Origin of the sequence: Rhizobium halophilum, from assembly GCF_021648825.1 — a bacterium.
GTDB classification, from domain to species: domain Bacteria; phylum Pseudomonadota; class Alphaproteobacteria; order Rhizobiales; family Rhizobiaceae; genus Neorhizobium; species Neorhizobium halophilum.
In genome coordinates this window covers 37,723-61,581 of the sequence record NZ_JAKJHS010000004.1, presented here as the reverse complement: position 1 = coordinate 61,581, position 23,859 = coordinate 37,723, and the positions used below count along the sequence as shown (strand labels likewise).

The 23,859-nt window shown below is 63.4% G+C and carries 24 protein-coding genes; 15 read left to right on the top strand and 9 right to left on the bottom strand.

Features of this window, described 5'->3' with window-relative positions; genetic code table 11:
* Positions 1-3 precede the first annotated feature (3 nt).
* Both LXM96_RS09740 and nagA read left to right on the top strand, forming a co-directional pair.
* Positions 4-1,026 carry an SIS domain-containing protein gene (locus tag LXM96_RS09740; protein WP_239998287.1) on the top strand — a complete coding sequence of 341 codons (1,023 nt, stop codon included), beginning with the start codon at positions 4-6 and terminating at the stop codon, positions 1,024-1,026.
* A complete protein-coding gene (nagA, locus tag LXM96_RS09735) occupies positions 1,023-2,180 on the top strand; it encodes an N-acetylglucosamine-6-phosphate deacetylase (protein WP_394801927.1) in 1,158 nt (385 codons plus the stop codon). The genes LXM96_RS09740 and nagA overlap by 4 nt, the downstream gene beginning before the upstream one ends.
* Here the strand turns inward: nagA and LXM96_RS09730 are convergent.
* The 3 genes from LXM96_RS09730 to LXM96_RS09720 form a co-directional block, all read right to left on the bottom strand.
* A complete protein-coding gene (locus LXM96_RS09730; RefSeq protein ID WP_239998286.1) occupies positions 2,177-3,562 on the bottom strand; it encodes a sensor histidine kinase in 1,386 nt (461 codons plus the stop codon). The two genes, nagA and LXM96_RS09730, sit on opposite strands and share 4 nt — an antisense overlap.
* A complete protein-coding gene (locus LXM96_RS09725) occupies positions 3,559-4,236 on the bottom strand; it encodes a response regulator transcription factor (protein WP_239998285.1) in 678 nt (225 codons plus the stop codon). Before LXM96_RS09725 ends, LXM96_RS09730 begins: the two co-directional genes overlap by 4 nt.
* Before the next feature lie 62 nt (positions 4,237-4,298).
* A complete protein-coding gene (locus LXM96_RS09720) occupies positions 4,299-4,889 on the bottom strand; it encodes a DUF1993 domain-containing protein (protein WP_317208208.1) in 591 nt (196 codons plus the stop codon).
* A 75-nt stretch (positions 4,890-4,964) separates the two neighbouring features.
* On the opposite strand from LXM96_RS09720, the gene LXM96_RS09715 reads away from it, so the two are divergent.
* The 4 genes from LXM96_RS09715 (at position 4,965) to LXM96_RS09700 (ending at position 9,211) form a co-directional block, all read left to right on the top strand.
* The gene (locus tag LXM96_RS09715; RefSeq protein WP_239998284.1) at positions 4,965-6,038 is read left to right on the top strand and encodes an ABC transporter substrate-binding protein; all 1,074 of its coding nucleotides are present in this window, start codon (positions 4,965-4,967) and stop codon (positions 6,036-6,038) included.
* A 195-nt stretch (positions 6,039-6,233) separates the two neighbouring features.
* Positions 6,234-7,178, top strand: a complete 945-nt coding sequence (locus LXM96_RS09710; protein WP_239998558.1) for a Bug family tripartite tricarboxylate transporter substrate binding protein — start codon at positions 6,234-6,236, stop codon at positions 7,176-7,178.
* A complete protein-coding gene (locus tag LXM96_RS09705) occupies positions 7,175-7,669 on the top strand; it encodes a tripartite tricarboxylate transporter TctB family protein (protein WP_239998283.1) in 495 nt (164 codons plus the stop codon). Before LXM96_RS09710 ends, LXM96_RS09705 begins: the two co-directional genes overlap by 4 nt.
* A 24-nt stretch (positions 7,670-7,693) precedes the next feature.
* On the top strand, positions 7,694-9,211 hold the full coding sequence (locus LXM96_RS09700; RefSeq protein ID WP_239998282.1) for a tripartite tricarboxylate transporter permease: 1,518 nt from the start codon (positions 7,694-7,696) through the stop codon (positions 9,209-9,211).
* A 67-nt stretch (positions 9,212-9,278) separates the two neighbouring features.
* Here LXM96_RS09700 and LXM96_RS09695 read toward each other — a convergent pair whose 3' ends face one another.
* Complete coding sequence (locus tag LXM96_RS09695; protein ID WP_239998281.1) at positions 9,279-10,247, bottom strand: glutaminase; 969 nt, start codon at positions 10,245-10,247, stop codon at positions 9,279-9,281.
* A 212-nt stretch (positions 10,248-10,459) separates the two neighbouring features.
* Between LXM96_RS09695 and LXM96_RS09690 the strand changes: the two genes are divergently transcribed.
* The 5 genes from LXM96_RS09690 (at position 10,460) to LXM96_RS09670 (ending at position 15,369) form a co-directional block, all read left to right on the top strand.
* The gene (locus LXM96_RS09690; protein WP_317208207.1) at positions 10,460-12,193 is read left to right on the top strand and encodes a catalase; all 1,734 of its coding nucleotides are present in this window, start codon (positions 10,460-10,462) and stop codon (positions 12,191-12,193) included.
* Positions 12,194-12,249: 56 nt separating this feature from the next.
* The gene (locus tag LXM96_RS09685; protein WP_239998280.1) at positions 12,250-12,432 is read left to right on the top strand and encodes a hypothetical protein; all 183 of its coding nucleotides are present in this window, start codon (positions 12,250-12,252) and stop codon (positions 12,430-12,432) included.
* A 59-nt stretch (positions 12,433-12,491) separates the two neighbouring features.
* Positions 12,492-13,703, top strand: coding sequence for a TIGR03862 family flavoprotein (locus LXM96_RS09680; protein WP_239998279.1), 1,212 nt, complete (start codon positions 12,492-12,494; stop codon positions 13,701-13,703).
* A 121-nt stretch (positions 13,704-13,824) separates the two neighbouring features.
* A complete protein-coding gene (locus tag LXM96_RS09675; RefSeq protein WP_239998278.1) occupies positions 13,825-14,544 on the top strand; it encodes a YoaK family protein in 720 nt (239 codons plus the stop codon).
* Positions 14,545-14,577: 33 nt separating this feature from the next.
* The gene (locus tag LXM96_RS09670) at positions 14,578-15,369 is read left to right on the top strand and encodes a YdcF family protein (RefSeq protein ID WP_239998277.1); all 792 of its coding nucleotides are present in this window, start codon (positions 14,578-14,580) and stop codon (positions 15,367-15,369) included.
* Between the two features lie 3 nt (positions 15,370-15,372).
* Here LXM96_RS09670 and LXM96_RS09665 read toward each other — a convergent pair whose 3' ends face one another.
* Positions 15,373-15,846, bottom strand: a complete 474-nt coding sequence (locus LXM96_RS09665; RefSeq protein ID WP_239998276.1) for a hypothetical protein — start codon at positions 15,844-15,846, stop codon at positions 15,373-15,375.
* Between the two features lie 118 nt (positions 15,847-15,964).
* Here LXM96_RS09665 and LXM96_RS09660 point away from each other — a divergent pair, with 118 nt between their 5' ends.
* Complete coding sequence (locus LXM96_RS09660; RefSeq protein ID WP_239998556.1) at positions 15,965-16,609, top strand: trimeric intracellular cation channel family protein; 645 nt, start codon at positions 15,965-15,967, stop codon at positions 16,607-16,609.
* Between the two features lie 7 nt (positions 16,610-16,616).
* Here LXM96_RS09660 and irrA read toward each other — a convergent pair whose 3' ends face one another.
* Positions 16,617-17,033 (bottom strand): iron response transcriptional regulator IrrA, encoded by a 417-nt coding sequence (gene irrA, locus LXM96_RS09655; protein ID WP_239998555.1) that lies wholly within the window; start codon positions 17,031-17,033, stop codon positions 16,617-16,619.
* A gap of 289 nt (positions 17,034-17,322) precedes the next feature.
* Here irrA and fabA point away from each other — a divergent pair, with 289 nt between their 5' ends.
* Genes fabA through fabI form a run of 3 tightly spaced genes read left to right on the top strand, consistent with a single transcriptional unit; the run spans position 17,323 to position 19,917 of the window.
* On the top strand, positions 17,323-17,838 hold the full coding sequence (gene fabA, locus LXM96_RS09650; RefSeq protein WP_239998275.1) for a 3-hydroxyacyl-[acyl-carrier-protein] dehydratase FabA: 516 nt from the start codon (positions 17,323-17,325) through the stop codon (positions 17,836-17,838).
* A gap of 42 nt (positions 17,839-17,880) precedes the next feature.
* Positions 17,881-19,104 (top strand): beta-ketoacyl-ACP synthase I, encoded by a 1,224-nt coding sequence (gene fabB / locus LXM96_RS09645; RefSeq protein WP_239998274.1) that lies wholly within the window; start codon positions 17,881-17,883, stop codon positions 19,102-19,104.
* 6 nt (positions 19,105-19,110) lie between these two features.
* Positions 19,111-19,917 carry an enoyl-ACP reductase FabI gene (fabI, locus tag LXM96_RS09640; RefSeq protein WP_239998273.1) on the top strand — a complete coding sequence of 269 codons (807 nt, stop codon included), beginning with the start codon at positions 19,111-19,113 and terminating at the stop codon, positions 19,915-19,917.
* A gap of 76 nt (positions 19,918-19,993) precedes the next feature.
* On the opposite strand, the gene LXM96_RS09635 is transcribed toward fabI, so the two are convergent.
* The 3 genes from LXM96_RS09635 to rpsO form a co-directional block, all read right to left on the bottom strand.
* Entirely contained in the window at positions 19,994-21,001 is a 1,008-nt protein-coding gene (locus tag LXM96_RS09635; RefSeq protein ID WP_239998272.1) for a class I SAM-dependent methyltransferase, read from the bottom strand.
* A gap of 79 nt (positions 21,002-21,080) precedes the next feature.
* Positions 21,081-23,228 (bottom strand): polyribonucleotide nucleotidyltransferase, encoded by a 2,148-nt coding sequence (pnp, locus tag LXM96_RS09630; protein WP_239998271.1) that lies wholly within the window; start codon positions 23,226-23,228, stop codon positions 21,081-21,083.
* A gap of 300 nt (positions 23,229-23,528) precedes the next feature.
* Complete coding sequence (rpsO, locus tag LXM96_RS09625; RefSeq protein WP_239998270.1) at positions 23,529-23,798, bottom strand: 30S ribosomal protein S15; 270 nt, start codon at positions 23,796-23,798, stop codon at positions 23,529-23,531.
* Between the last annotated feature and the right edge of the window lie 61 nt (positions 23,799-23,859).

Here is a 23,859-nt window from a genome sequence, read left to right as displayed (position 1 = left end):
GCCTTGCAGACCCATATGCGCCAAGAGATCAACGAGATACCGGAGGCGGTTGCGCGTCTTCTGGAGCGCTCGTCCGCAGATTTGGCCGCCGCTGGTCGGGCCCTGCGCGAGCGCGATCCAGCCTTCCTGGTCACGATCGCCCGCGGCTCTTCCGACCATGCTGCAACCTTCATCAAGTATGCAATCGAGCTCACCACCGGCCGACCGGTCGCCTCGCTCGGCCCCTCGCTCGCATCGATCTACCACGCTCCGATGAAGCTCCACGGCGGTGCTGCGATTGCCATCTCGCAATCGGGCAAGAGCCCCGACATTGTTGCCATGGCGAAATCCGCCACCGATGCAGGCGCCCTCAGCATCGCGCTGACGAATACGCCGCAGTCGCCGATCGCAGATGCCTGCGCCCATGCCATCGACATCCAGGCGGGGCCCGAACTCGCCGTTGCCGCCACCAAGTCCTACGTCAACTCGATTGTGGCCGGACTGGCCGTGCTGGCGGAATGGACAGACGACCAAGGCCTGCGCGAGGCGCTTCGGGCGCTGCCTTCCTTCTGCGAAAAGGCCGTGGCTCTGGAGTGGAGCGACCTTGCAGGCCAGCTGGGTGACGCGGATTCTCTCTTCATGCTCGGACGGGGTCCCGCGCTTGCGATCGCCAGCGAAGCGGCGCTGAAGTTCAAGGAAACCTCCAATATGCATGCCGAGGCCTATTCTTCGGCCGAGGTGCTTCACGGCCCGGTAGCGCTTGTCGACTATCGCTTTCCGATCGTCGCCTTCGCCGCGCGCGATGCGGCGGAAGGCTCGGTTGTCGAGATCGTTGAAGGCCTCGTCGACAAGGGTGCACTCGCCTTTGCGACATCGACAAATGCACGAAAGGCTACCGCGCTTCCCTTCATCGCCACCGGCCACCCGCTGACCGACGCGCTTTGCCTCATCCTGCCATTCTACGGCTTCGTCGAGGCTTGGTCGCGGGCACGCGGCTTCAACCCGGATGCTCCGGCAGCCCTGAAAAAGGTGACGGAGACACGATGACCCTGACCGCGATCACCGGCGCACGCATCTTCGACGGCGAGACCTGGCACGACGACGCAGTCCTTCTCCTCGACGGCGCCCGGGTGCAGGCGATCGTGCCAGTACGGGAGATGCCGTCGAACGCGACGGTCGTCGAGGCGGAGGGTGGCATCCTCGTGCCGGGCTTCATCGACCTGCAGGTCAACGGCGGCGGCGGCGTGATGCTGAACGACGAGCCGACGGTGGAGGGCCTGCGAACGATCTGCCAGGCCCATGCCCGCTTCGGCACCACGGCTCTCCTTCCGACACTGATCACCAACACGCCCGACATCACGCGGTCCGTCATCGCAGCCGGCAAGGACGCGGTCCGTCAGAAGCTGCCCGGTTTTGCCGGACTGCATCTTGAAGGTCCGCACCTTTCGCTCGCCCGCAAGGGAGCGCACGACCCGTCGCTGATCCGCCCGATGGAGGAGAGCGACCTCGAGCTTCTGTTGGAGTGCCGTGACCTCTTCCCCGCCATGATGATCACTGTCGCGCCGGAGAACGTGACCGAGGAGCAGGTGTCGCAGCTTGCTGCCGCCGGCTTCATCGTCAGCATCGGCCACACGGATTCGACATTTGAGACGGTGGAGCGCTACGCCCGGGCCGGCGCGCGCACCGTCACCCATCTCTTCAATGCCATGAGCCCGCTCGGCCACCGGGAACCCGGCGTCGTCGGAGCGGCACTGCACAGCGGCAATCTCCATGCGGGCCTGATTGCCGACGGCGTGCATGTGCATCCGGCAGCGATGCAGATTGCCCTTCGCACAAAGCAGGGTCCGGGCCGCATCTTCATCGTCACCGATGCCATGTCACCAATCGGCACGGATCTCGCGAGCTTCACCCTGAACGGTCGCGAGATCCTGCGCCGCGACGGTCGGCTGACATTGGCGGACGGGACGCTTGCCGGCGCCGACATCGACATGCTCGCCTCGGTCCGGTTCCTGCACCAGAGGTTGGAGCTGCCGCTTGAGGAGACCCTGCGTATGGTTTCGCTCCATCCGGCCGAGGCCGCCGGACTGGTGGACAGGAAGGGCCGTCTCAAACCAGGCTTCGACGGCGATTTCGTTCTGCTGAGCGATGCGCTGGAGATGAAGAGCACCTGGATCGGCGGCAAGGTCGTTCACCAAGCCTAGCCTGCCCGGTCGAAGACCAGCCGCACCATCAGCCCCTTGCCTGCAGCGCCATCGAGCAGGTGGAGGTGCGCGCCGTGAAGGCGTGCGATCTCCTCCACGATCGGCAAGCCCAGCCCCGACCCCATGTCGTCGCTGCGGCCTCCCCGCTCGAAACGTTGCAAGGCCGCATCCCGCATCTCAGGCGGGATGCCCGGCCCATTGTCCTCCACCTCAAGGATCACCTGCCTGTGTTCCGGGCGCGTCCGAACCGTCACTTCAGCGCCGCGGCCGGCATAAAGCAGGCTGTTGTTGATCAGGTTCTTCAGAAGCTCGCTGATCAGCAGCGGTTCACCGAGGATTAGGAGCCCGTCTTCCCCCTCGAAGCCGAGATCGATGCCAGCGTCTCCCGCGAGCGGCACGCGCTCGGCCGTCAGCGTCTGTGCAAGCGCCGACAGATCCATCGCCTGCAGGGAGGCGGAGCGCGCGGCAGCATCGATGCGTGCCATCAGCAGCAGCTGGCCGAGGATACGCTCGCCGTCGGCGACTGCGGCATCGGCCCGACCAACTGCCTTTGCCGCAGCGTCGGGGTCGTCGCTGCGCGAGGCAATCGCCAGCTGCGTGCGGATGATGGCAAGCGGCGTTCGCAGCTGATGGCTGGCGTTGCCGGTGAAGTGTCGCAATGCTTCCAGTGCTGACTCGAGCCGCACCATGAAGGAGTTCACGGTATCCACCAGCCCCTGCACTTCCGTCGGCACCCTTTCGCCGATGGGGCTCAGATCGTTGGGGCTGCGCTCCGCGATCGCTTCGCTGAAGCGGTAAAGCGGGCGCAGGGACACCGTAACGGCGATCCAGACAATTAACGCGGCGCCGATGATCATGAACAGCAGGCGGAGCGCCGAACGAAACAGGATCGTCTGCATCAACTGCTGGCGGGCGATCGTCGTTTCCGCCACGGTGACCAGAAACGGAACAGAGTTGATGCCGGTGGAGGCCGAACGCGCCAGAGCGGCGATGCGGATTGGTTCGCCGCGGAACGTGGCATCCGCAAACGCCGTCTCTTGTCCTTCGCTGCGCGGGATCGACGGCAGTGTTTGGTACCCGGTGATAAAGGTGCCGGGCGGACCGTCGACGCGATAGAAGACCCGGTCCTGCGCCGCAGAGGTCAGCATCTCCAGGGCGACATAGGGAATATCGACTTCAAGCTCGCCGTTCTCCGAGACAATCACGCGTTCGGCAATCGCCAGTGCCGATCCCATCAGGACGCGGTCGGACACCTCATTTGCGGTCTTCACCGCTTCCCGCCAGGTGTCGGTGAGCGCAATCACGCCGATCACCGCGGTGGCGAGGAGCAGCCAGGCGAGCAGCCGCCGACGCAGGGAATAGGGAGGCAAGGCAGGCGTCATTGCGTGGCACTGATGCTTTCGAGGTAATAGCCGATGCCACGCGCCGTCTTGACCGTTAGCCCATGCAGGCTGAGCCTGCGGCGAAGCCGGCTGACATATTGCTCGATGGCATTCGCCGACAGGTCCTCGTCATAGCCCGTCAGCGATTGCACGATGGCATCCTTGGAAACCACCTTGCCGGCACGCAGGAACAGCAGTTCCAGCAGGGCCACCTCGCGAGCCGGAATGTCGAGCGGTACGCCGTCGCTGCTGAAGGTGCGCGACGTCAGGTCGAAGGTTACCCCGCCGTGCTGGATAACGGAGGTGCGCAAGCCCGCCTGGCGCCGCAGCAGGACGCGGATGCGCGCTTCGAACTCGGCAATGTCGAAGGGCTTGATCATGTAGTCGTCGGCGCCGAGATCGAGTCCTCGGACCCGCTCCTCCGGCGTGCCACGGGCCGTCAGGATCATCACGGCCGCCCGGTTGTGGCGGGCGCGCATGGCGCGCAGCACTTCAAGCCCGTCCATCTCCGGGAGGTTGAGGTCGAGGATCACCAGGTCGAAGGCTTCTGCTGCGGCGACGGCCTCGGCCGACGCGCCGTCGGACACGGTGTCCACTGCATAGCCGCTGCCGCGCAGGATCGTCGACAGACCCTCCGCCAGCGCCTGGTTGTCTTCCACTAGTAATATGCGCACGATCGCTCCCGGTTGGCTGCAGCTTAGCCGGGCGCGACGGCTCTGTCACGACATCTGACGGGTCAGGATCTGCGCCCGAGATAGTCCATCTTGCCGACCGGCACGCCCTTGTGACGCAGCAGTGCGTAGGCCGTCGTCACGTGGAAGAAGAAGTTCGGAATGGCGAATTGCAGCAGGTAGTCGCGGCCGGTGAAGGTGGTCGCGCTGTCGCGCGTCTTCAGCACCACTTCCGCTCCCTCCTTGCCGTCCATCGCATCCGACGGCAGCGCGCGAAGAAGAGCGACCGTTTTCTCGATGCGCGCATGGAGATCGTCGAACGTCTCCTCGTTGTCTTCCATCGGCACGTTATCGATCCCGCCGAGCCGCACCGCCACGAACTTCGCCGTGTCGCTTACCCGCTGGATCTGCGCCGTCAGCGGCGCCATGTCGGAGATGAGGCGTGCCTGCAGCAGTTCGGAATGCGGGATGCCGTTTTCGTCGGCGAAGGCCTCGCCCTTCTTCAAAATCTCCGAGAGGTTCTGGAAGGTGCGCAGGAAGACCGGAATGCTGATGTCGTACAGCGAAAGAGACATGATGGGGTCCTTGTCGAGGGCTTGAGGCTGCGAGAACCGCTGACAGGTAAGCAGGCCGGCACCGAAAACAAGCGCGCCCATCGTTCTCTCCTGATCACCATCACAGGCGCTGCACCGCTTCTTGTTTCCCGCCGGGGGCTGGTGCATGGTCGGCGCATGTCACTGCTGCTCTTCCTCGCCGTTCTGCTGGAGCTTCTGATGCCGGTTGCCGCCCAGGGTTCCGCCACGAGCTTCCCTGCTTTGTCCGGGCGATCTGATGCTCCCGTGCTCGTGGTCTATTCGTCGCTGGACGAGCCCTTGGCAAAGCCGATGATCGCCGGCTTCCAGGCCGCCAATCCCGATGTTGCCGTGCGTTACGAGGAGATGCTGACGGGGGAGATCTACGACCGGATCGTCCGTGAAACCGATGCCGGCAAGTCGAGCGCCGATTTCGCCTTCTCCTCCGCCATGGACCTGCAGGTGAAGCTCGCCAACGATGGCTATGCGCAGCGAAGCGATCTGCCGATGAGCGACCGCTGGCCCTCCTGGGCGAACTGGCGCAACACCGCCTATGCCCTCACCTTCGAGCCGGCCGTCTTCGTCTACCACAAGCCAAGCTTCGCAGACGAACCGCCGCCCTCGACGCGGGCGGAATTCGTCGATTTCCTCAATCGGCGTGGCGACGACGTCTACGGGCGGATCGGCACCTATGACATCGAGCGCTCCGGCGTCGGTTTCCTGTTCATGTCGCGCGACCAGGAACAGTTTGGCGACATCTGGTCGGTGATCCGCACCATGGGCTCGGCGGGCGTCAAGCTCTACTCCACCAGCCAGGCCATCCTGGAACGAGTTGCCGACGGGCGCTTCGTGCTCGGCTATAACATCCTCGGCTCCTATGCCGCCGACTGGGCATCCCGCCATCCGGATGTCGGGATCGTGCTGCCGAAGGACTACACGGTCGTCATGTCGAGGATCGGGCTCGTGCCGCAGGCCGCCGCCTCGCCCGATCTTGGACGGCGATACCTGGAGTTCTTCATGTCGAAGGAAGGCCAGACGATCATGGCGCGCGAGCTGCAGATCCCCGCGGTGAGCCCGGAGGTCTCCGGCAACAATACCGCAACGACCATGCGGGAGATGCTTGGCGGGCAGTTGAAGCCGGTGCCGGTCAGCCTTGGCCTGATGGTCTACCTCGACCAGGTGAAGCGCGCGCGGCTCATCTCCAGATGGAACGACGTCCTGCGGCAGCAGTGAACCCTATTCAAGCCATCACAACTGCCATGTCAGGTAGATGTCAGCTTGGTGTGATCGCTTACGCTCATTCGGTTGCCGTGGAGGCGGCGGACCGATGCAACGGGAGGACTGGCCATGCCACATTGGGCAAATGGCAATTCTCCTGCGCACAACCATAATCTTCGCGTCCAGGTGACGCCTACGGAGGATACAGCCTTGAAACCCTTCTTTCTCGCATCCATTCTTGCGGGCGCAATTGCCCTGCCCGCCTATTCTGCCGACTACACAATCATGGCACCGGCCGCTCCGGGCGGTGGCTGGGACCAGACTGCGCGTTCGCTGCAGACCGCACTGCAGGAGGAAGGCATCTCCGGCAACGTGCAGGTCGTAAACGTTCCCGGCGCCGGCGGCACGATCGGACTTGCCCAGTTCGCCAGCCAGCAGAAGGGCAACCCGAACGCCCTCATCGTCGGCGGCTACGTCATGGTCGGCGCGATCCTGACCAACCAGGCACCGGTCACGCTGAAGGACGTCACGCCGATCGCACGCCTTACCGGCGAATATGAAGCGATTGTCGTTCCGGCTTCTTCCGAAATCGAAAACATCGACCAGCTGGTCGAGGCGCTGAAGAAGGATCCGGGCTCAGTATCCTGGGCAGGCGGTTCCGCCGGCGGTACCGACCATATTGCTGTCGGCCTTCTCGCTAAGGCGGCCGGCGTTGATCCGACCAAGATCAACTACATCGCCTATTCGGGCGGCGGCGAAGCGTTGGCCGCGATCCTCGGCAGCCAGGTCACGGCCGGTGTTTCGAGCTACGGCGAGTTCCAGTCGCAGATCGAAGCCGGCACGCTTCGCCTGCTGGCAGTTTCCAGCGATGAACGTATCGAGGGGATTGATGCGCCGACGCTGAAGGAAGCTGGCTACGACGTGGTCCTGCAGAACTGGCGCATGGTCGCCGCCCCTGCCGGCCTGTCGGAAGAGCAGGAAGCTGCGATTCAGGCCGACATCAAGAAGCTCGTCGAGTCGGAGACTTGGCAGGAGACGCTTGAGACCAAGAACTGGGCAGACACCTATCTTGCCGGCGACGAGTTCCAAGAGCAGCTGTCGAAGGACATTGCGTCCACGGAGCAGATCTTGAAGGACATCGGGCTGGTTAAATGAGCTTGAACCACCCGACATCGACAACGAAGCAGCGCCGCCCCGATTGGGCGGCGCTTGCCATCGCCGTCGTTCTTGCCGTGATCGCGGCGGTCATCTTCTTCGACGTCGCCCGCGTCAAGGGCGCCGCAGGCTATTCGCAGGTCGGCCCCGCGACCGTCCCCGAATGGATCGCCTTCGGCCTGATCGGACTTGCGGTGTGGACGGCGATCGAGGCGTTCCGGGGCGAATTCCCTGCGCGCGACCGGCAGGAACTGGGACCGATCGTATGGGTCGTGGCCGGATTGATCGCGCAGATGCTGCTCCTCAACCGTGCGGGCTTTTCCATCGCAACAGGCGTTCTATTCGCCTTGGTCGCTGCAGGCTTCGGCCGTCGCAAGCTGTGGCTGACGATCCCGATCGGCATCATCCTCTGTCTGGGCATCTGGCTGATCTTCGCCGGCCTGCTCCAGCTTTCTCTTCCGGCGGGTCCGCTGGAACACCTGTTCCTCTGACACGACCGCCAGGATATCTCGCTCATGAGCACGTTCGAATTTCTTCTGCAGGGCCTGGTCGCGGCGATGGAGCCGATGAACCTTCTCTACGCCCTGATCGGCGTCACGCTCGGTACAGCGGTCGGCGTTCTGCCGGGGATCGGCCCGGCACTGACGGTCGCGCTGCTTCTGCCGGTCACCTATCGACTCGATCCCACCGGCTCGCTGATCATGTTCGCCGGCATCTACTACGGCGGCATGTATGGCGGGTCGACGACGTCGATCCTTCTCAACACGCCCGGCGAAAGCGCCTCGATCGTCACCGCGCTGGAGGGCAACAAGATGGCCCGCGCCGGGCGCGGCGGTCCCGCACTTGCGACCTCGGCGATCGGCTCCTTCGTTGCGGGGCTCATCGCCACCCTGCTCCTCGCCTTTCTTGCGCCGTACGTGGTGCAGATTGCCATCAAGTTCGGCCCGCGCGAATACTTCGCGCTGATGGTACTCGCCTTCGTGACCGTGTCGTCCGCATTTGGTGACTCCGCCCTGCGTGGCCTCACGGCACTCTTCGTCGGCCTCGCCTTCTCCGTCGTCGGCATTGATCAGTTGACCGGCCAGACCCGTCTTGCCTTCGGCGTACCTGACCTGCTCGACGGCATCGAGGTGACGACGATGGCGGTTGCAATGTTTGCGATTGGGGAAACGCTCTTCATCGCCGCACAGGGCATGCGCGGGCCGGAGACGGTCGAAGCGGTCAAGGGTTCCGTCTGGATGAACGCCCAGGACTGGGCGCGCTCGTGGAAGCCCTGGCTGCGTGGCACCGTCATCGGCTTTCCGATCGGCGCCATGCCGGCCGGCGGGGCCGAGATCGGAACCTTCCTCTCCTATGCAGCGGAAAAGCGGCTGACCAAGCATCCGGAAGAATTCGGCAATGGCGCCATTGAAGGCGTCGCCGGACCGGAGGCGGCCAACAATGCCTCGGCTGCCGGAACGCTCGTGCCGCTCCTGACGCTCGGCCTGCCGACCACGGCGACCGCGGCAATCATGCTGGCCGGGTTTCAGCAGTACGGCCTCCAGCCCGGCCCGCTGCTCTTTGCAACCAACCCGCAGCTCGTCTGGGGCCTGATTGCCTCGCTTCTGATCGCCAACGGCATGCTGCTCGTCCTGAACCTGCCGCTGATCGGTCTGTGGGTGAAGCTTCTCACCATCCCGAAGCCCTGGCTCTATTCGGGCATCCTGGTGTTTGCGACGCTCGGCACGATCGGCGCCAACCCGTCGGTGTTCGAGCTTGGCATGCTGTTGACGTTCGGCCTGCTCGGCTACGTCATGCGCGTGTTCGGCTATCCGATTGCACCGGTGGTGGTTGGCCTGATCCTCGGGCCGCTTGCCGAGCAGCAGCTGCGACGCGCGCTGGCAATCAGCCAGGGCGACGTCACTTATCTCTTCACCTCCCCCATCGCCGCCGTCCTCTTCGTGGTCGCGGCACTCGCCTTCATCGTCCCGCTGATCCTGCGGATCCGCGGTCGCGGCGAGGTTCTTTCGCAGATGGCGGCGAACGAAGACTAGAGCTAGTCCTCCCAGGACGAAGGGAGGTGCAGCTTCGGCTGCGCCTCCCTTTTTTTGCGCCTGTTGATCAGGGTCCGAAGACCGACCAGCCCGTCCGGTGCGCCAACATTTCCAGTGCGAGCGACCCGAGCAGGGAATTGCCGTTGTGGTTGAGGCCGGGCGACCAGACGGCCATTGAGGCCTTGCCGGGTGCCACGGCCAAAATGCCACCGCCGACGCCGCTCTTTCCCGGCAGGCCTACGCGGTAGGCGAAGTCGCCGGATCCGTCATAGTGGCCGCAGGTCAGCATCAGCGCATTGATGCGCCGTGCCCGCTGCCGCGAAACCACCGTATGACCCGTCAGCGGATTGCGCCCCGCAGCCGCCAGGAAGAGGCCTGAGTGAGCGAGCTGCGCGCAGGTCATCGCCAGTGCGCAATGGTGGAAATAGACCCCCAGAACATGGTCGACGGGATGGTCGAGTTTCCCAAAGCCGCGCATGAAGTTGGCCAGCGCGAAATTGCGGTAGCCGGTGGCGAGCTCGGACTTTGCCACCGCGGGATCGATGGCGATCTGCTCGTCGTCGGCAAGATACTGGACGAAGCGGACGATCTCGCCGATTGCCTCGCGGGGCGTGTGCCCCGCCAGCACAAGGTCGCTGACCGCGATGGCGCCCGCATTGATGAAGGGATTGCGCGGCTTGCCCTCCTCATGCTCCAGCTGAACGATGGAGTTGAAGGCCGAGCCGGATGGCTCGCGCCCGACGCGCTTCCAGACGTTTTCGCCGTGCTTGCCGAGCGCCAGCGTCAGCGTGAAGACCTTGGAGATGCTCTGGATGGAGAAGGCTTCGTCGCAATCACCCGCCTTGTAGACGCCACCGTCGACATCGACCACGGCGATGCCCAGCTTGTGCGGGTCGACATGGGCAAGCTGCGGGATGTAGTCGGCGACCTTGCCTTCGCCGAGCCGCGGCGTCAGCGCCTGGTAGATCTCGTCGACGATGCCCTGCAGATCCAAGTGCGTACCCCGGTCGCCATCTACGAGATCTGCAACGTCCATCGGCATTTCCTTCAGCTCAACGAGATGAACAACTACGAAGGCCCTCCCGCCTTGTCAAAGCCTCCTTGCTCCTCCGCCGTTGTTGGGTCGGCAAGCGTTAGAAATCCTCCGTCGTATTTTTCTGGAACCGATGTCCGCGCTGTTGGTTGACTGACGGGAAGCTGCGCCCCGGGGGGCGCCGCACCCTCACGATCTCCAAAACAGGAGGGAAGATGATGGACGAGAAGAACATGTCTCAGGGCGGCAAGAACATGCCCTCCGAAAGCGAAGAGCGGGTGCTCACCAACCGGCAGGGCCACCCGATTGCCAACAACCAGTCGCAGAGGACCGTCGGCTCGCGCGGCCCCGCAACGCTTGAGAACTATCAGTTCCTCGAGAAGATCACCCATTTTGACCGCGAGCGAATTCCCGAGCGCGTCGTGCACGCCCGCGGCTTCGTCTGCTACGGCGAGTTCGAGGCAACCGGCAAGATCGGCGACGAGCCTGCGTCGAAGTATACCCGCGCCAAGCTGTTCCAGCAGGCGGGCAAGAAGACGCCGCTCGCCATCCGTTTCTCCACCGTGATCGGCGGCCGCGATTCCTCGGAAGCGGCGCGTGACCCGCGCGGGTTCGCCGTCAAGTTCTATACCGAAGACGGCAACTGGGACCTCGTCGGCAATAATCTCGCGGTCTTCTTCATCCGCGACGCCATCAAGTTCCCTGACGTCATCCACTCGCTGAAGCCGGATCCGGTCACCTTCCGCCAGGAGCCGAACCGCATCTTCGACTTCATGAGCCAGACGCCGGAATCGATGCACATGCTGACGCATCTGTTCTCGCCGCGCGGCATTCCGGCAAGCTACCGCCACATGGAAGGCTTCGGCGTCAACACCTACAAGATGGTCAACGCCCAGGGCGAGACCTGTCTTGTGAAGTACCACTTCCATCCGCGCGCCGGGCTCGCCAGCCTGACGGCCGAGGAAGCGGCCAAGGTGCAGGGCCAGGATTTCGGCTCCGCGTCGAAGGACCTCTTCACCTCCATCGAGCGCGGCGACTACCCGCAGTGGGACATGTTCGTGCAGATCATGGAGGATCACGATCACCCAGAACTCGACTGGGATCCGCTGGATGACACGAAGATCTGGCCGGAGAAGGACTTCCCGCTCCGCCACGTCGGCACGATGACGCTCAACCGCAATGTCGAGGATTTCTTCAACGAGAACGAGCAGATCGCCATGGGTACGGGCGTGCTCGTCGACGGGCTCGACTTCTCCGACGATAAAATGCTGGTCGGACGCACCTTCTCCTATTCCGACACGCAGCGCTATCGTGTGGGCACCAACTACCTGCAGCTCCCGGTCAACCAGGCAAAGAACGCCAAGATCGCGACCAACCTGTCCGGCGGCACCATGTCCTATCGCCGCGAGATGGCACCGGGGCAGAACCCGCATGTCAACTATGAGCCGTCGATCCACGACGGCCTGAACGAGAGCCCGGTCGAGCTGCCGAACAATCCGCCGGAAATCCATGGTCGGCTGACGCGCAGCGTGCTGGAGCGTCGCAACGACTATGTCCAACCGCGCGGCCGCTACTGCACGATGATGGACTGGGAACGCGATGACCTCGTCTTCAACATGGGCGACCTGCTCGGCCAGTGCGAGCGGGACGTCCAAGAGCGCATGGTCTGGCACTTCTTCCTCGTCCATGACGACTACGGTCGCCGCGTCGGCGAAAAGCTCGGCATCAGCGCGGCCGACGTCAAGGATCTTGGGCCGCTGCCGAAGCAGGTGCTGACCGACGAGGACCAGCGCCGTCTGCAGAACCTCGGCGAAAACGGCGACAAGATCGATCCTTCGGTCTGGGGTCAATGGACCAGCTCGGTCAAGAACCACAAGGCCTCGGCCGAAGAGGTGCTGATGGGCAAGCTGCCGGATGCCGGCATGAGCCAGAGCCAGGCGGCTGAATGACAGGACGGAGGCCGGTGTCCGCACCGGCCTCCTATCTTCTCAGAAAGGAGCAGGTGATGGCTGAACAGGATGAGCTCGCCGGACGCCGCGAGAATACGGACGCCGTACCACCGGGAACGCCGAATTCCGGCGAGAACCTTTGCCGTCGCTGCGGCGGGACGGGCGAAATCGACGGCGCCGATTGCCCAGACTGCCGCGGGACCGGCAAGGTCCTGACCCCGGTCGGCGGCGCCGGCTGAGAAAGCCTCTGCCCCCGCTCCATCCGCCGTGATAGGGAGGCGCGATGGAAGGCAGGTGCATGAGCGGACACGAACTTGCGATCATTGGTGGCGGGCCGGCGGGGCTGATGGCCGCCGAGGTTCTGGCCGAAGCCGGTAAGCGTGTCACGATTTATGAGGCCATGCCGACCTTCGGCCGCAAATTCCTTCTTGCCGGCAAGTCCGGCCTTAACATCACCCATTCGGAGGATTTTGCGCAGTTCCACACCCGCTTCGGGATTGCGTCGGAGCGTTTGAGGCCCGCCCTCCACACGTTTGCGCCGGACGATGTCCGCCGTTGGGCCGCTGATGTCGGCACCGAAACCTTCGTTGGCTCTTCCGGACGCGTGTTTCCCACCGCCATGAAGGCGTCCCCTCTGCTACGGGCCTGGCTGCGCCGACTTGAGGGAGGCGGCGTCCGGCTGATGACACGCCATCGGTGGATCGGGTTTGAGGAAGACAGCTTTGTCTTCGACACGCCCACTGGCCGCCTGTCGGTTCAACCCGACGCCGCGGTTCTTGCGCTCGGTGGCGCCAGCTGGCCACGGCTGGGCTCCGATGCCGCCTGGGCTCCGTGGCTTCAGGCGAAGGGGATCGAGATATCCCCGTTCCGGCCAGCCAATTGCGGCTTCGACGTCGCCTGGAGCGATGTGTTTCGGGAGCGCTTTGCCGGCGCCCCATTGAAGTCGGTCGCCACAACCTCTCCGGCAGGGACCTTTCAGGGCGAATTTGTCGTCTCGAGCCATGGCATCGAGGGAAGCCTCGTCTACGCCCATTCCGCCGCCCTTCGGGATGGGCTGGAGAAAAAGGGGAAAGCGGCCCTTGTCGTTGACCTGGCACCGGGGCGGAGCAAGGGGCGGCTCGCCCGGGAGCTCGACCGCCAGAGCGGCAAGGCAAGCTTTGCCAATCGGCTGCGCAAGGGAGCCAGCTTGGAGGGCGTGAAGGCGGCGCTCCTGCGGGAGCTTGTCCCGGATGCTTCCCGGCTTCCCCCGCAGCAACTCGCCTGCCTGATCAAGGCCCTGCCGATCCCGCTCCTTCGCCCGCGCCCGATCGAGGAGGCAATCTCCTCGGCAGGCGGCATCGCGTGGCGGGAGATCGACGATCGCTTCATGCTCGAGCGTATGCCGGGGCTCTTCGCTGCCGGAGAGATGCTTGATTGGGAAGCGCCGACCGGCGGCTATTTGCTGACCGCCTGCTTTGCCACCGGCCGTACCGCCGCCCGAGGCGTGTTGGAGTGGCTGGCCGCGCGCTGACGCCGGCGCTTGTCACGCGGCAAGACGTCATACCTAGGCATGGCTTCCAAAACCGGGAGATCGGCGCATAGAATGTCCCGGCGCACCCGATCCCGTGGTGCCGCGCCGGGGGCCGCATCGCATGACGCTTGCCAGACGCCGACACCTCGTTCGCACGAGGCGCACCGTGACCGGGCTTGTCCTCGTCGCGGCAATCTCCTTCATCGCCGGCATGACCGATGCCGTCGGCCTGCTCTTGTCCGGCGATTTCGTCTCCTTCATGACCGGCAACACCACGCGGGCAGCCCTTTTCTTTGCCGAAGGCGACTACGGGCACGCAATCATCCTGTTCTTTGCGCTCTGGGTATTCGTCATCGGCAATGCGCTCGGCATCCTCCTTGCCCACACCCTGTCCAGCCGCCGCACCTTCGTCGTGCTGACAGGCGTCGCGGTCACCATCGCCATAGCCGCCCTGGTGCCGGAAACAGGCTATCCGCGCGTCCGCTTCTGCCTCGTGACCCTCTCGATGGGCATGATCAACGCAACGGTCGAGCATATCGAAGGCCTGCCGATCGGCCTCACCTATATCACCGGTGCCCTATCGCGCTTCGGGCGCGGTATCGGCCGGTGGATCGTCGGCGACCGGAACCCGACCGGGTGGGTGATCCAGACCATCCCGTGGACCGGCATGGCCGCGGGCGCCGTGACGGGCGCCTTCCTCACCAACTGGCTCGGCAGCAATGCCCTCTGGGTGGTGGTGCTCTGCGTGGCCGGAGTCGCAATCGCCACGGTCTTCCTGCCGCGGCCGCTGCACCTGCACTTCCAGCAGCCGATCGTTACGAGCAAGCAGCCGCGCCGTTGACAGGCGCCGCCGAATGCTGCGACAGGATCAGCCATGTTCCTCATTTCGAAGCTTTTCTGGCTGGCTGCACAACCGCTCTCCCTTGCCTTCCTGTTTGCGGCGCTCGCAGCCTTGCTCGCGTTTTTCGGCTGGCGGCGTTCCGGTGGCGCGGCAGGCTTGCTCTCCGCCCTTGTGCTCTTCGTCACCCTTTATACCACCGCAGGCGGCGTTGCCCTGCAGGTGCTGGAAGAGAGATTTCCGAAGCCAGAGGTCGAGCCGCAGGATCTATCCTGCATCCTTGTGCTTGGCGGGGCACTGGAGAATGAGGTTACGACCAGCCGTGGCGGCGTCGAACTGAACCAGGCGGGCGACCGCTACCTCGAGGCGCTCCGACTGGCACTGCGCCACCCGAACGCCCGGATCCTCATCTCCGGTGGCGACGGTTCGATCAGCGGCGCCTATGAAGGGGAGGCCGGCGCGTCCGAGCGGCTGTTTTCCGCCTTCGGCCTTCCTCCGGAACGGCTGGTGAAGGAGAACGCTTCGCGCACGACCTACGAGAATGCTCTGCAGACAAAGGATCTTTTAGCGCGCGAGAACCTCTCCGATTGCCTGCTGGTCACCTCGGCCTTCCACATGCCGCGCTCGGTAGGCCTGTTCCGCAAGGCCGACATCCCGGTGACGCCCTGGCCCGTCGACTACCGGACCAGCGGCGTGCTTCGCCTCGGCTTCGACTTTACGCAGCCGACCTCGAATGCGCAGCTGACATCGACGGCCGTGCGGGAATGGATCGGCCTCTTTGCCTATTACCTCACCGGGCGGATCGACAGCCTTTTCCCCGCGGCGTGATCGCTACTTCTTTGAGATCGTGACGAAGCGGCCGCCTCGGACACGGACGGTCATCTCGCAGGGCTTCTCATCTGTGCGCTCGCAGAAGCGAGGATGCATCTTCATCACGAAGACCATGTTGCCGAAGCGCTTGACGAAGTCGTAGCCGTAGATGCGGGCGGTGGCGATCATGAAGTAGCCGCCCTCCTTGGCCCGCAGATAGAAGTTATAGGGGCAGCCGTCTTCGTTGCAGTCCGGTCCGCGCGTGCCGTCGCAGGTCAGTTCGGCATGATTGGTGACGGCATCGACGATGCCGTCATTGTTGATGTCGAGCCGGGTCAGGAACCCGCTGCCGAACTGCGCGATATCGCAGGTCTTGCGGAAATGGTCCTTCTCGTAGATCTCCGGATCGTTGATCAGGTCCTGCTGGGCATGAGCGGCCGCTGGCAGAAAGGCCAGCGCCAGAACTTGGGCAGCGATGATGAAGCTTTTTTTCACGGGCCACGGCTCCTTCACTCTTCGCTCGCTGCGGCAGCCAGCGTAAGAAGTCGAAATTCGGGCGGAGGCTAGCAAGGCGCACTTGCGCGACGCTGATGTCCTTGAGTCGTTTTTGGAGGTGAATGTGCTGATCGTGCTCAATTACGCAGGCGTCGTGGTGTTTGCGGCCACCGGAGCGCTTGCCGCCTCACGAAAGCAGCTCGACCTGATCGGCTTCCTGTTCTTTGCCGCCATCACGGGCGTCGGTGGCGGAACGCTGCGAGACCTGATCCTCGGCCAGGTGCCGGTCTTCTGGGTGCGCGAGCCGGCCTACATCGTCGTCTGCGTCGTGACGGCCATTGTCGTCTTCTTCACAGCCCATCTCATCGAATGGCGTTATCGGCTTCTGATCTGGCTCGATGCGGTGGGGCTTGCCGCCTACAGCGTCATGGGTGCTGCGCTTGGGCTTGCAGCCTCCGGTTCACCGACGATCGCAATGGTCACGGGGACGTTGACCGCCACCTGCGGCGGCGTGCTACGCGATCTGCTGGCGGAAGAGCCCTCGGTACTGCTGCGTCCGGAAATCTACATCTCCGCCGCATTGGCCGGTGCGGGCGCCTTTACCGCCGCCGAGGCCGCGGGCTTGCCATCTTATGCTAGCTCTGCAGCCGGCTTTGCCGTTGCCTTGGCGCTCAGAGGCGGCGCAATACAATACGGCTGGACGATCCCGCGTTACCGTTCACGGCCGGGACGCAATGCAGATGATGCTCTCAAGAAGCGTTGAGAGGGCTTCAGCCCTTCTTTTCCCTCAGGCGGATCACCACGTCCACGTGAGCGATCTCCATGCCTTCCGGCGCCTCGGGCAGATTGCCGATGGCGATGTTGTTGACCGGAATGTCGAGAACCTCGTTGCGGCCTTCGACGAAGAAGTGGTGGTGATCGGAGGTGTTGGTATCGAAATAGGTGCGCGCGCCTTCCACCGCCAGCACGCGGATCAGCCCCGCCTCGGTGAACTGGTGCAGCGTGTTGTAGACTGTGGCGAGCGAAACGGGCACGTCGGCTTCGATGGCTTCCTCGTGCAGCTCTTCCACGGTCAGGTGGCGGTCGCCCTTGGCGAAAAGAAGATCGGCCAGCGCGATACGCTGACGCGTCGGGCGCAAGCCGCAATCCCGCAACCTTGTCTCAATGCTGATCATGGCTTCTGCCATCGCGCCTGCACGCCCCACGTCCGTCTGCGACATCTATCTTGACTGTCGGATATAACTTTTGCAGCCACGGCTTTCAATAGGCCCGTGAAAGCGCCTGTGCTGCCGCAAAAAGATGTTATTTGCCCACCAACCTCTGGTTTGCAGTGATGGCTTCCTATATGCGAACTGAAAAAGGGGCAGCGCCACTTGCGCAAGCTGGGCGGCCTGTCATCTAAACAGTGATAAGCTTCAAATCCGGCAGAATGTGCAATAAAAGGTCACACGCCGACGAGAAGGGACCCAGAGGTTAATGACGGAAAGACAGTCGAGTTTCAGCTACGAAGAGCTCCTTGCCTGCGCACGCGGCGAGCTATTTGGTCCTGGCAATGCGCAATTGCCGCTGCCGCCGATGCTGATGGTTCACCGCATCACCGATATCTCGGAAACCGGCGGCGCGTTCGACAAGGGTTACCTCAGGGCCGAATACGACGTTCATCCCGACGACTGGTATTTCCCCGTCCACTTCCAGGGCAACCCGATTATGCCGGGATGCCTTGGCCTTGACGGCATGTGGCAGCTGACCGGCTTCTACCTCGGCTGGCTCGGTGAAGAAGGCCGCGGCATGGCGCTGTCCACCGGCGAAGTGAAATTCAAGGGCATGGTGCGCCCGCACACCAAGCTTCTGGAATACGGGATCGACTTCAAGCGCGTGATGCGCGGCCGCCTGGTGCTCGGCACCGCCGACGGCTGGGTTAAGGCCGACGGCGAGACGATCTATCAGGCATCCGACCTGCGCGTCGGTCTGTCGAAGGAAAAGGCCGCCTGAGCTTCGGCACCGGCGCGGCATCAAGCAGAAAAGGTCATCAAGATGAGACGGGTTGTTGTCACGGGTCTCGGCATCGTGTCCTCCATCGGAAACGACGCTACCCAAGTCACCGAATCTCTCCGCCAGGCAAAGTCCGGCATCTCCTTCTCGCAGGATTTCGCCGATCACGGCTTCCGCTGCCAGGTCTGGGGACGGCCTGATCTCGATCCGACGGATCTCGTCGACCGGCGCGCGATGCGCTTCCTTAGCCAGGGCGGCGCCTGGAACCACGTCGCCATGAAGCAGGCGATCGCCGATTCCGGTCTCGACGAGAAGGACTACAGCCAGAACGAGCGCACCGGCATCATCATGGGCTCTGGTGGTCCTTCGACGCGCACGCTGATCGAAGCCGCCGACATCACAATCAAGAACGGCAGCCCGAAGCGCATCGGTCCCTTCGCCGTTCCGAAGGCAATGTCGTCGACGGCGTCGGCAACGCTCGCAACCTGGTTCAAGATCCATGGCGTGAACTATTCGATTTCTTCGGCCTGCTCCACCTCGGCGCACTGCATCGGCAATGCTGCGGAGATGATCCAGTGGGGCAAGCAGGACATCATGTTCGCCGGCGGCCACGAAGACCTCGACTGGACGATGTCGAACCTCTTCGACGCCATGGGCGCCATGTCGAGCAAGTACAACGATGCTCCGGCAAGCGCCTCGCGCGCTTATGACGTCGACCGCGACGGCTTCGTGATTGCCGGCGGCGCGGGCGTCCTCGTTCTCGAGGAGCTGGAGCACGCCAAGGCGCGCGGCGCCAAGATTTATGCCGAGATCGTCGGTTACGGTGCAACCTCGGACGGCTACGACATGGTTGCCCCGTCCGGCGAAGGCGCGATCCGCTGCATGCGCCAGGCACTTTCGACCGTCAAAGGCGATGTCGACTACATCAATACCCACGGCACTTCGACTCCGGTTGGCGACTCCAAAGAGATCGGCGCGATCCGCGAGGTCTTCGGCGATAAGATCCCGCACATCCAGTCGACGAAGTCGCTGACGGGCCACTCGCTCGGCGCGGCCGGCGTGCAGGAGTCGATCTACGGCCTCCTGATGATGCAGGAGAAGTTCATCGGCGAGAGCGCACACATCCAGACGCTCGATCCTGAATTCGAAGGCGTGCCGATCGTCCGCAAGCGCATCGACGACGCGAAGATCGATACCATATTGTCCAATTCCTTCGGGTTCGGCGGCACCAACGCCACGCTCGTCTTTCAGCGCTTGAACGGATAAGAGTTTATGACGGGGATCATGCAGGGGAAGCGCGGCCTGATCATGGGGGTCGCCAACAATCACTCCATTGCCTGGGGAATTGCAAAGACCCTCGCCGCCCACGGTGCGGAACTGGCCTTCACCTATCAGGGCGAAGCGCTGGGCAAGCGGGTCAAGCCGCTGGCGGCGGAACTGGGTCCCGGCTTCCTCCTGCCGTGCGACGTTGAAAACATCGAGACCGTTGACGCCGCGTTCGACGCCATCAAGGAACGCTGGGGCAAGCTCGACTTCATCGTCCACGCGATCGGATTTTCGGACAAGAACGAGCTGAAGGGCCTTTACGCCAACACCACGCGCGACAACTTCTCGCGCACCATGGTGATCTCCTGCTTCTCGTTCACCGAGGTCGCCAAGCGCGCCGCCGACCTGATGAACGAGGGCGGCTCCATGCTGACGCTCACCTATGGCGGCTCGACCCGTGTGATCCCGAACTACAATGTCATGGGCGTCGCAAAGGCGGCACTCGAAGCGTCCGTCCGCTATCTGGCGGCCGATTACGGCCCGCAGGACATCCGCGTCAACGCGATCTCAGCCGGCCCGGTACGCACGCTTGCCGGGGCCGGGATCTCGGACGCCCGCGCCATGTATTCCTGGAACCAGAAGAACGCCCCGCTGCGCCGCACCGCAACCATCGAGGATATCGGCGGTTCGGCTCTCTATCTCCTGTCGGACCTCTCGCGCGGCGTGACCGGCGAGATCCACTACGTGGACGCCGGCTACAACATCACCTCCCTGCCGACGCTCGAGCGGTTGCGCAAGGCGGACGTGGAATAAAGATCTCATTCCTCCAACGTAGAAAGGCCGCTCATACGCACCTGAGCGGCCTTTTGCTTCTCGAATATTTGGTGGTCTACCTCCGCGCCCACAAGACCTTGAACCGGGCATTGCGGCAGGTTTCGCCGCTCTCCTTGAACTCGTTCGCCAGCACCGGCTCGTAGGGCAGCCCGCGGTTGGCCACGAGCATCAGCCGGCCGCCGCTCCTCAGCGCCGCTGCCGCCGTGCGGATCATGGCCTTGCCCAACTCCGGATCCGCCGCCTGCGCCTCGTGGAAAGGCGGGTTCATGATCACGAGGTCGTACTTCTCCTTCGGCGGCTCAGCCGCAAGGTCCTGCCAGAAGAAGCGGGCGTTGAGGTCTGGGCAGTTGCGCGCAACGTTGGCCTTGGCGAACTCCAGCGCTCGGTAATCGGCCTCGAAAAGGTCGATCCGGTTCGTGCGCGGCGCCTTCTCCGCAAGCATTACGCTGAGATAGCCCCAGCCTGCCCCGAAGTCTGCGGCATTTCCGTCGAAGTCCGCCGGCAGGCGGCTCGCCAGGAGCTCGGAGCCGGGATCAACACGGTCATGGGAAAAGATGCCGGGTGCGGCTTCGAACCGTCCCTCCACCTCAACCGTTGCCTTCTTCAGCGCCTTGATGGCAGCTTCAGCATTCTCCGGGCGGCCGAACCAGATCGCCACGCCGTGATACTTCGGTGTGTAGTCGAGCCCGATACCGAGCTTCAGCAGCGTGGTGCGTAGCGTCTGGATACCGTCTTCCTTGCCGCCGGCAACGACGATCACACTGCCTGTGCGAGTGCGCTGCAGCGCCTCGGCGACGCGGTCCTCGTTCTCGCCGCGATGCTTGCCGCACAGCACCAGCGCCATGTCGTAGTGCTCACCCTCGGCAAGCGGTGTCGCCCCGTCCTTCAGCGTCCGGAACAGCGGGCGGAAGGGCTGAACGGCGGAGATCTCACCTTCAAACCCCTCCGGCAGCGTATGACCGCCTTCGGCGCCCAGAAAGAGGATGCGCTCGGACACTTCGGGCAGCGGGACGGAGCCGATGTTGAACGGGTGGAACAGGGTCTTCAATGCGTCGCGGCTCATGGTGCCTCACCTTCGGCGGTAGATATAGAAAAGGCGCGGGAGTTGGATCCCGCGCCTCTAATCTCGGAAAGAGACCGGATTACTCGGCGGCTTCGCCGTCTTCCGACTTCTTCTTCTCCTGGACGATCTCCTGGCCGGTGGCCTGGTCGACAACCTTCATCGACAGGCGAACCTTGCCACGCTCGTCGAAGCCCATCAGCTTGACCCAGACCTTGTCGCCTTCCTTGACGACGTCCTGGGTTTTTGCAACACGCTCGGAAGCGAGCTGCGAGATGTGGACCAGACCGTCACGGGCGCCGAAGAAGTTGACGAAGGCGCCGAAGTCGGCGGTCTTGACGACCGTGCCTTCGTAGATGGCGCCGACTTCCGGCTCGGCAACGATGGAGTGGATCCACTTGCGAGCCGCCTCAATTTCCTTGCCGGAGGAGGAAGCGATCTTGATGGTACCGTCGTCATCGATGTTGATCTTGGCGCCAGTCTTTTCGACGATCTCGCGGATGACCTTGCCGCCCGAACCGATGACTTCACGGATCTTGTCGACCGGAATGTTCATCACTTCGATACGCGGAGCAAACTCACCGAGTTGTGCGCGACCTTCGGTGATGGCATTGGCCATTTCGCCGAGGATGTGCTTGCGACCGCCTTGAGCCTGGCCGAGTGCGACCTTCATGATCTCCTCGGTGATGCCGGCGATCTTGATGTCCATCTGCAGCGAGGTGATGCCGTCGGCAGTACCCGCGACCTTGAAGTCCATGTCGCCGAGGTGGTCTTCGTCGCCGAGGATGTCGGAGAGAACCGCAAAGCGATCGCCTTCGAGGATCAGGCCCATGGCGATACCGGCCACTGGCTTTGCGAGCGGAACGCCTGCATCCATGAGGGCAAGCGAGGTGCCGCAAACGGTTGCCATAGAGGACGAGCCGTTCGACTCGGTGATCTCGGAGACAACGCGCAGCGTGTACGGGAACTGTTCAGCCGAGGGCAGCATCGGACGGATGGCGCGCCATGCGAGCTTGCCGTGACCGATTTCGCGGCGGCCCGGAGAGCCCATGCGGCCCGTTTCACCGACCGAATAGGGCGGGAAGTTGTAGTGCAGCAGGAAGCGTTCCTTGTACATGCCGGTCAGGCTGTCGACATACTGCTCGTCTTCGCCGGTACCGAGGGTCGCGACAACGATCGCCTGGGTCTCGCCGCGGGTGAAGAGCGCCGAACCGTGGGTGCGCGGCAGGATTCCTACTTCCGATACAATCGGACGGACAGTCTCCAGATCGCGGCCGTCGATGCGGCTCTTGGTGTCGAGAATGTTCCAGCGGACAATCTTCGCCTGCAGGCTCTTGAAGACGGTGCCGACTTCTTCAGCGGAATACTTCGCTTCGCCTTCTTCCGGCAGAAAGTGAGCCTTCACCTTCGCCTTGACGGCGTCGACGGCTGCGTAGCGCTCTGCCTTCTGCGTGTTCTTGTAGGCGGTACGCAGTTCGGCTTCGAAATGCTGCAGCATTTCGGCTTCGAGAGCAGATTTGTCTTCCGGCTCGAATTCGCGCGGCTCCTTAGCGGCCACTTCGGCAAGCTTGATGATCGCGTCGATCACCGGCTGGAAGCCGCGATGGCCGAACATGACCGCGCCGAGCATCACGTCTTCCGGCAGTTCCTTGGCTTCGGACTCAACCATGAGCACGGCGTCGCCAGTGCCGGCAACAACAAGATCAAGCGTCGATTCATCCATCTCGTCGAGATGCGGGTTCAGCACGTATTCGCCGTTGATGTATCCAACGCGCGCGCCGCCGATGGGACCCATGAAGGGAACGCCCGACAGCGTCAGCGCTGCCGACGCGGCAACCATGGACAGGACGTCCGGATCGTTTTCCAGGTCGTGCTGGACAACGGTGACGACGACTTGTGTGTCGTTCTTATAGCCTTCCGGGAAGAGCGGGCGGATCGGACGGTCGATCAGGCGGGAAACCAGAGTTTCCTTTTCCGACGGACGACCTTCGCGCTTGAAATAGCCGCCCGGAATCTTACCGGCAGCATATGTCTTTTCCTGGTAGTTGACGGTCAGCGGGAAGAAGTCCTGGCCCGGCTTCGGCGACTTGGCCGAAACGACGGTGGCGAGAACAACGGTTTCGCCGTAGGTGGCCAGCACCGCGCCATCGGCCTGACGCGCGATCTTGCCGGTTTCCAGCTTCAGCGGGCGGCCTGCCCACTCGATCTCAACAGTATGAGTATTGAACATGTCTCGTCCTTCATAGCGCCGCGGCTGCCGGTCGGGCAGCATGCGCAAGCGCTGGCTGTGACGTGTCACGGGCAAGACAACGGGAGGCTTTCATTCCCACAGGATGGTGCGACCACCCTCTCGTAGAGCCAGACCAAGCGTCTGGCGAAAGCATCCGGCAATCCTGCCCCATGGCAGGTCAGCGGTTGATTTGGCGAAGCCGGCCCATCCGGTCCGCCAGTCTCCGGCCCTCGGGCCGACCTTCGGTTTCCCGAAGATAAGAATGGCGGGCGCCCTTTATGAGACGCCCGCCATCATAATTTAGCGGCGGATACCCAGGCTGGTGATCAGCTTGGTGTAACGGGCCTCGTCCTTCTTCTTGACGTAATCAAGAAGCGAGCGGCGGCTGGAAACCATTGCGAGAAGGCCACGGCGGGAATGGTTGTCCTTCTTGTGGCCCTTGAAGTGCTCGGTCAGGTTATTGATACGCTCGGTCAGGATCGCGACCTGGACTTCCGGAGACCCGGTATCGCCTTCGGCAGTTGCGTATTCCTTGATCAGCGCAGCCTTGCGCTCAGCAGTGATCGACATCGGACAGATCCTTTCTTGATGAGGAACATGGGGTCGCCAAGGGCCGGGATGTCGTCCAGCC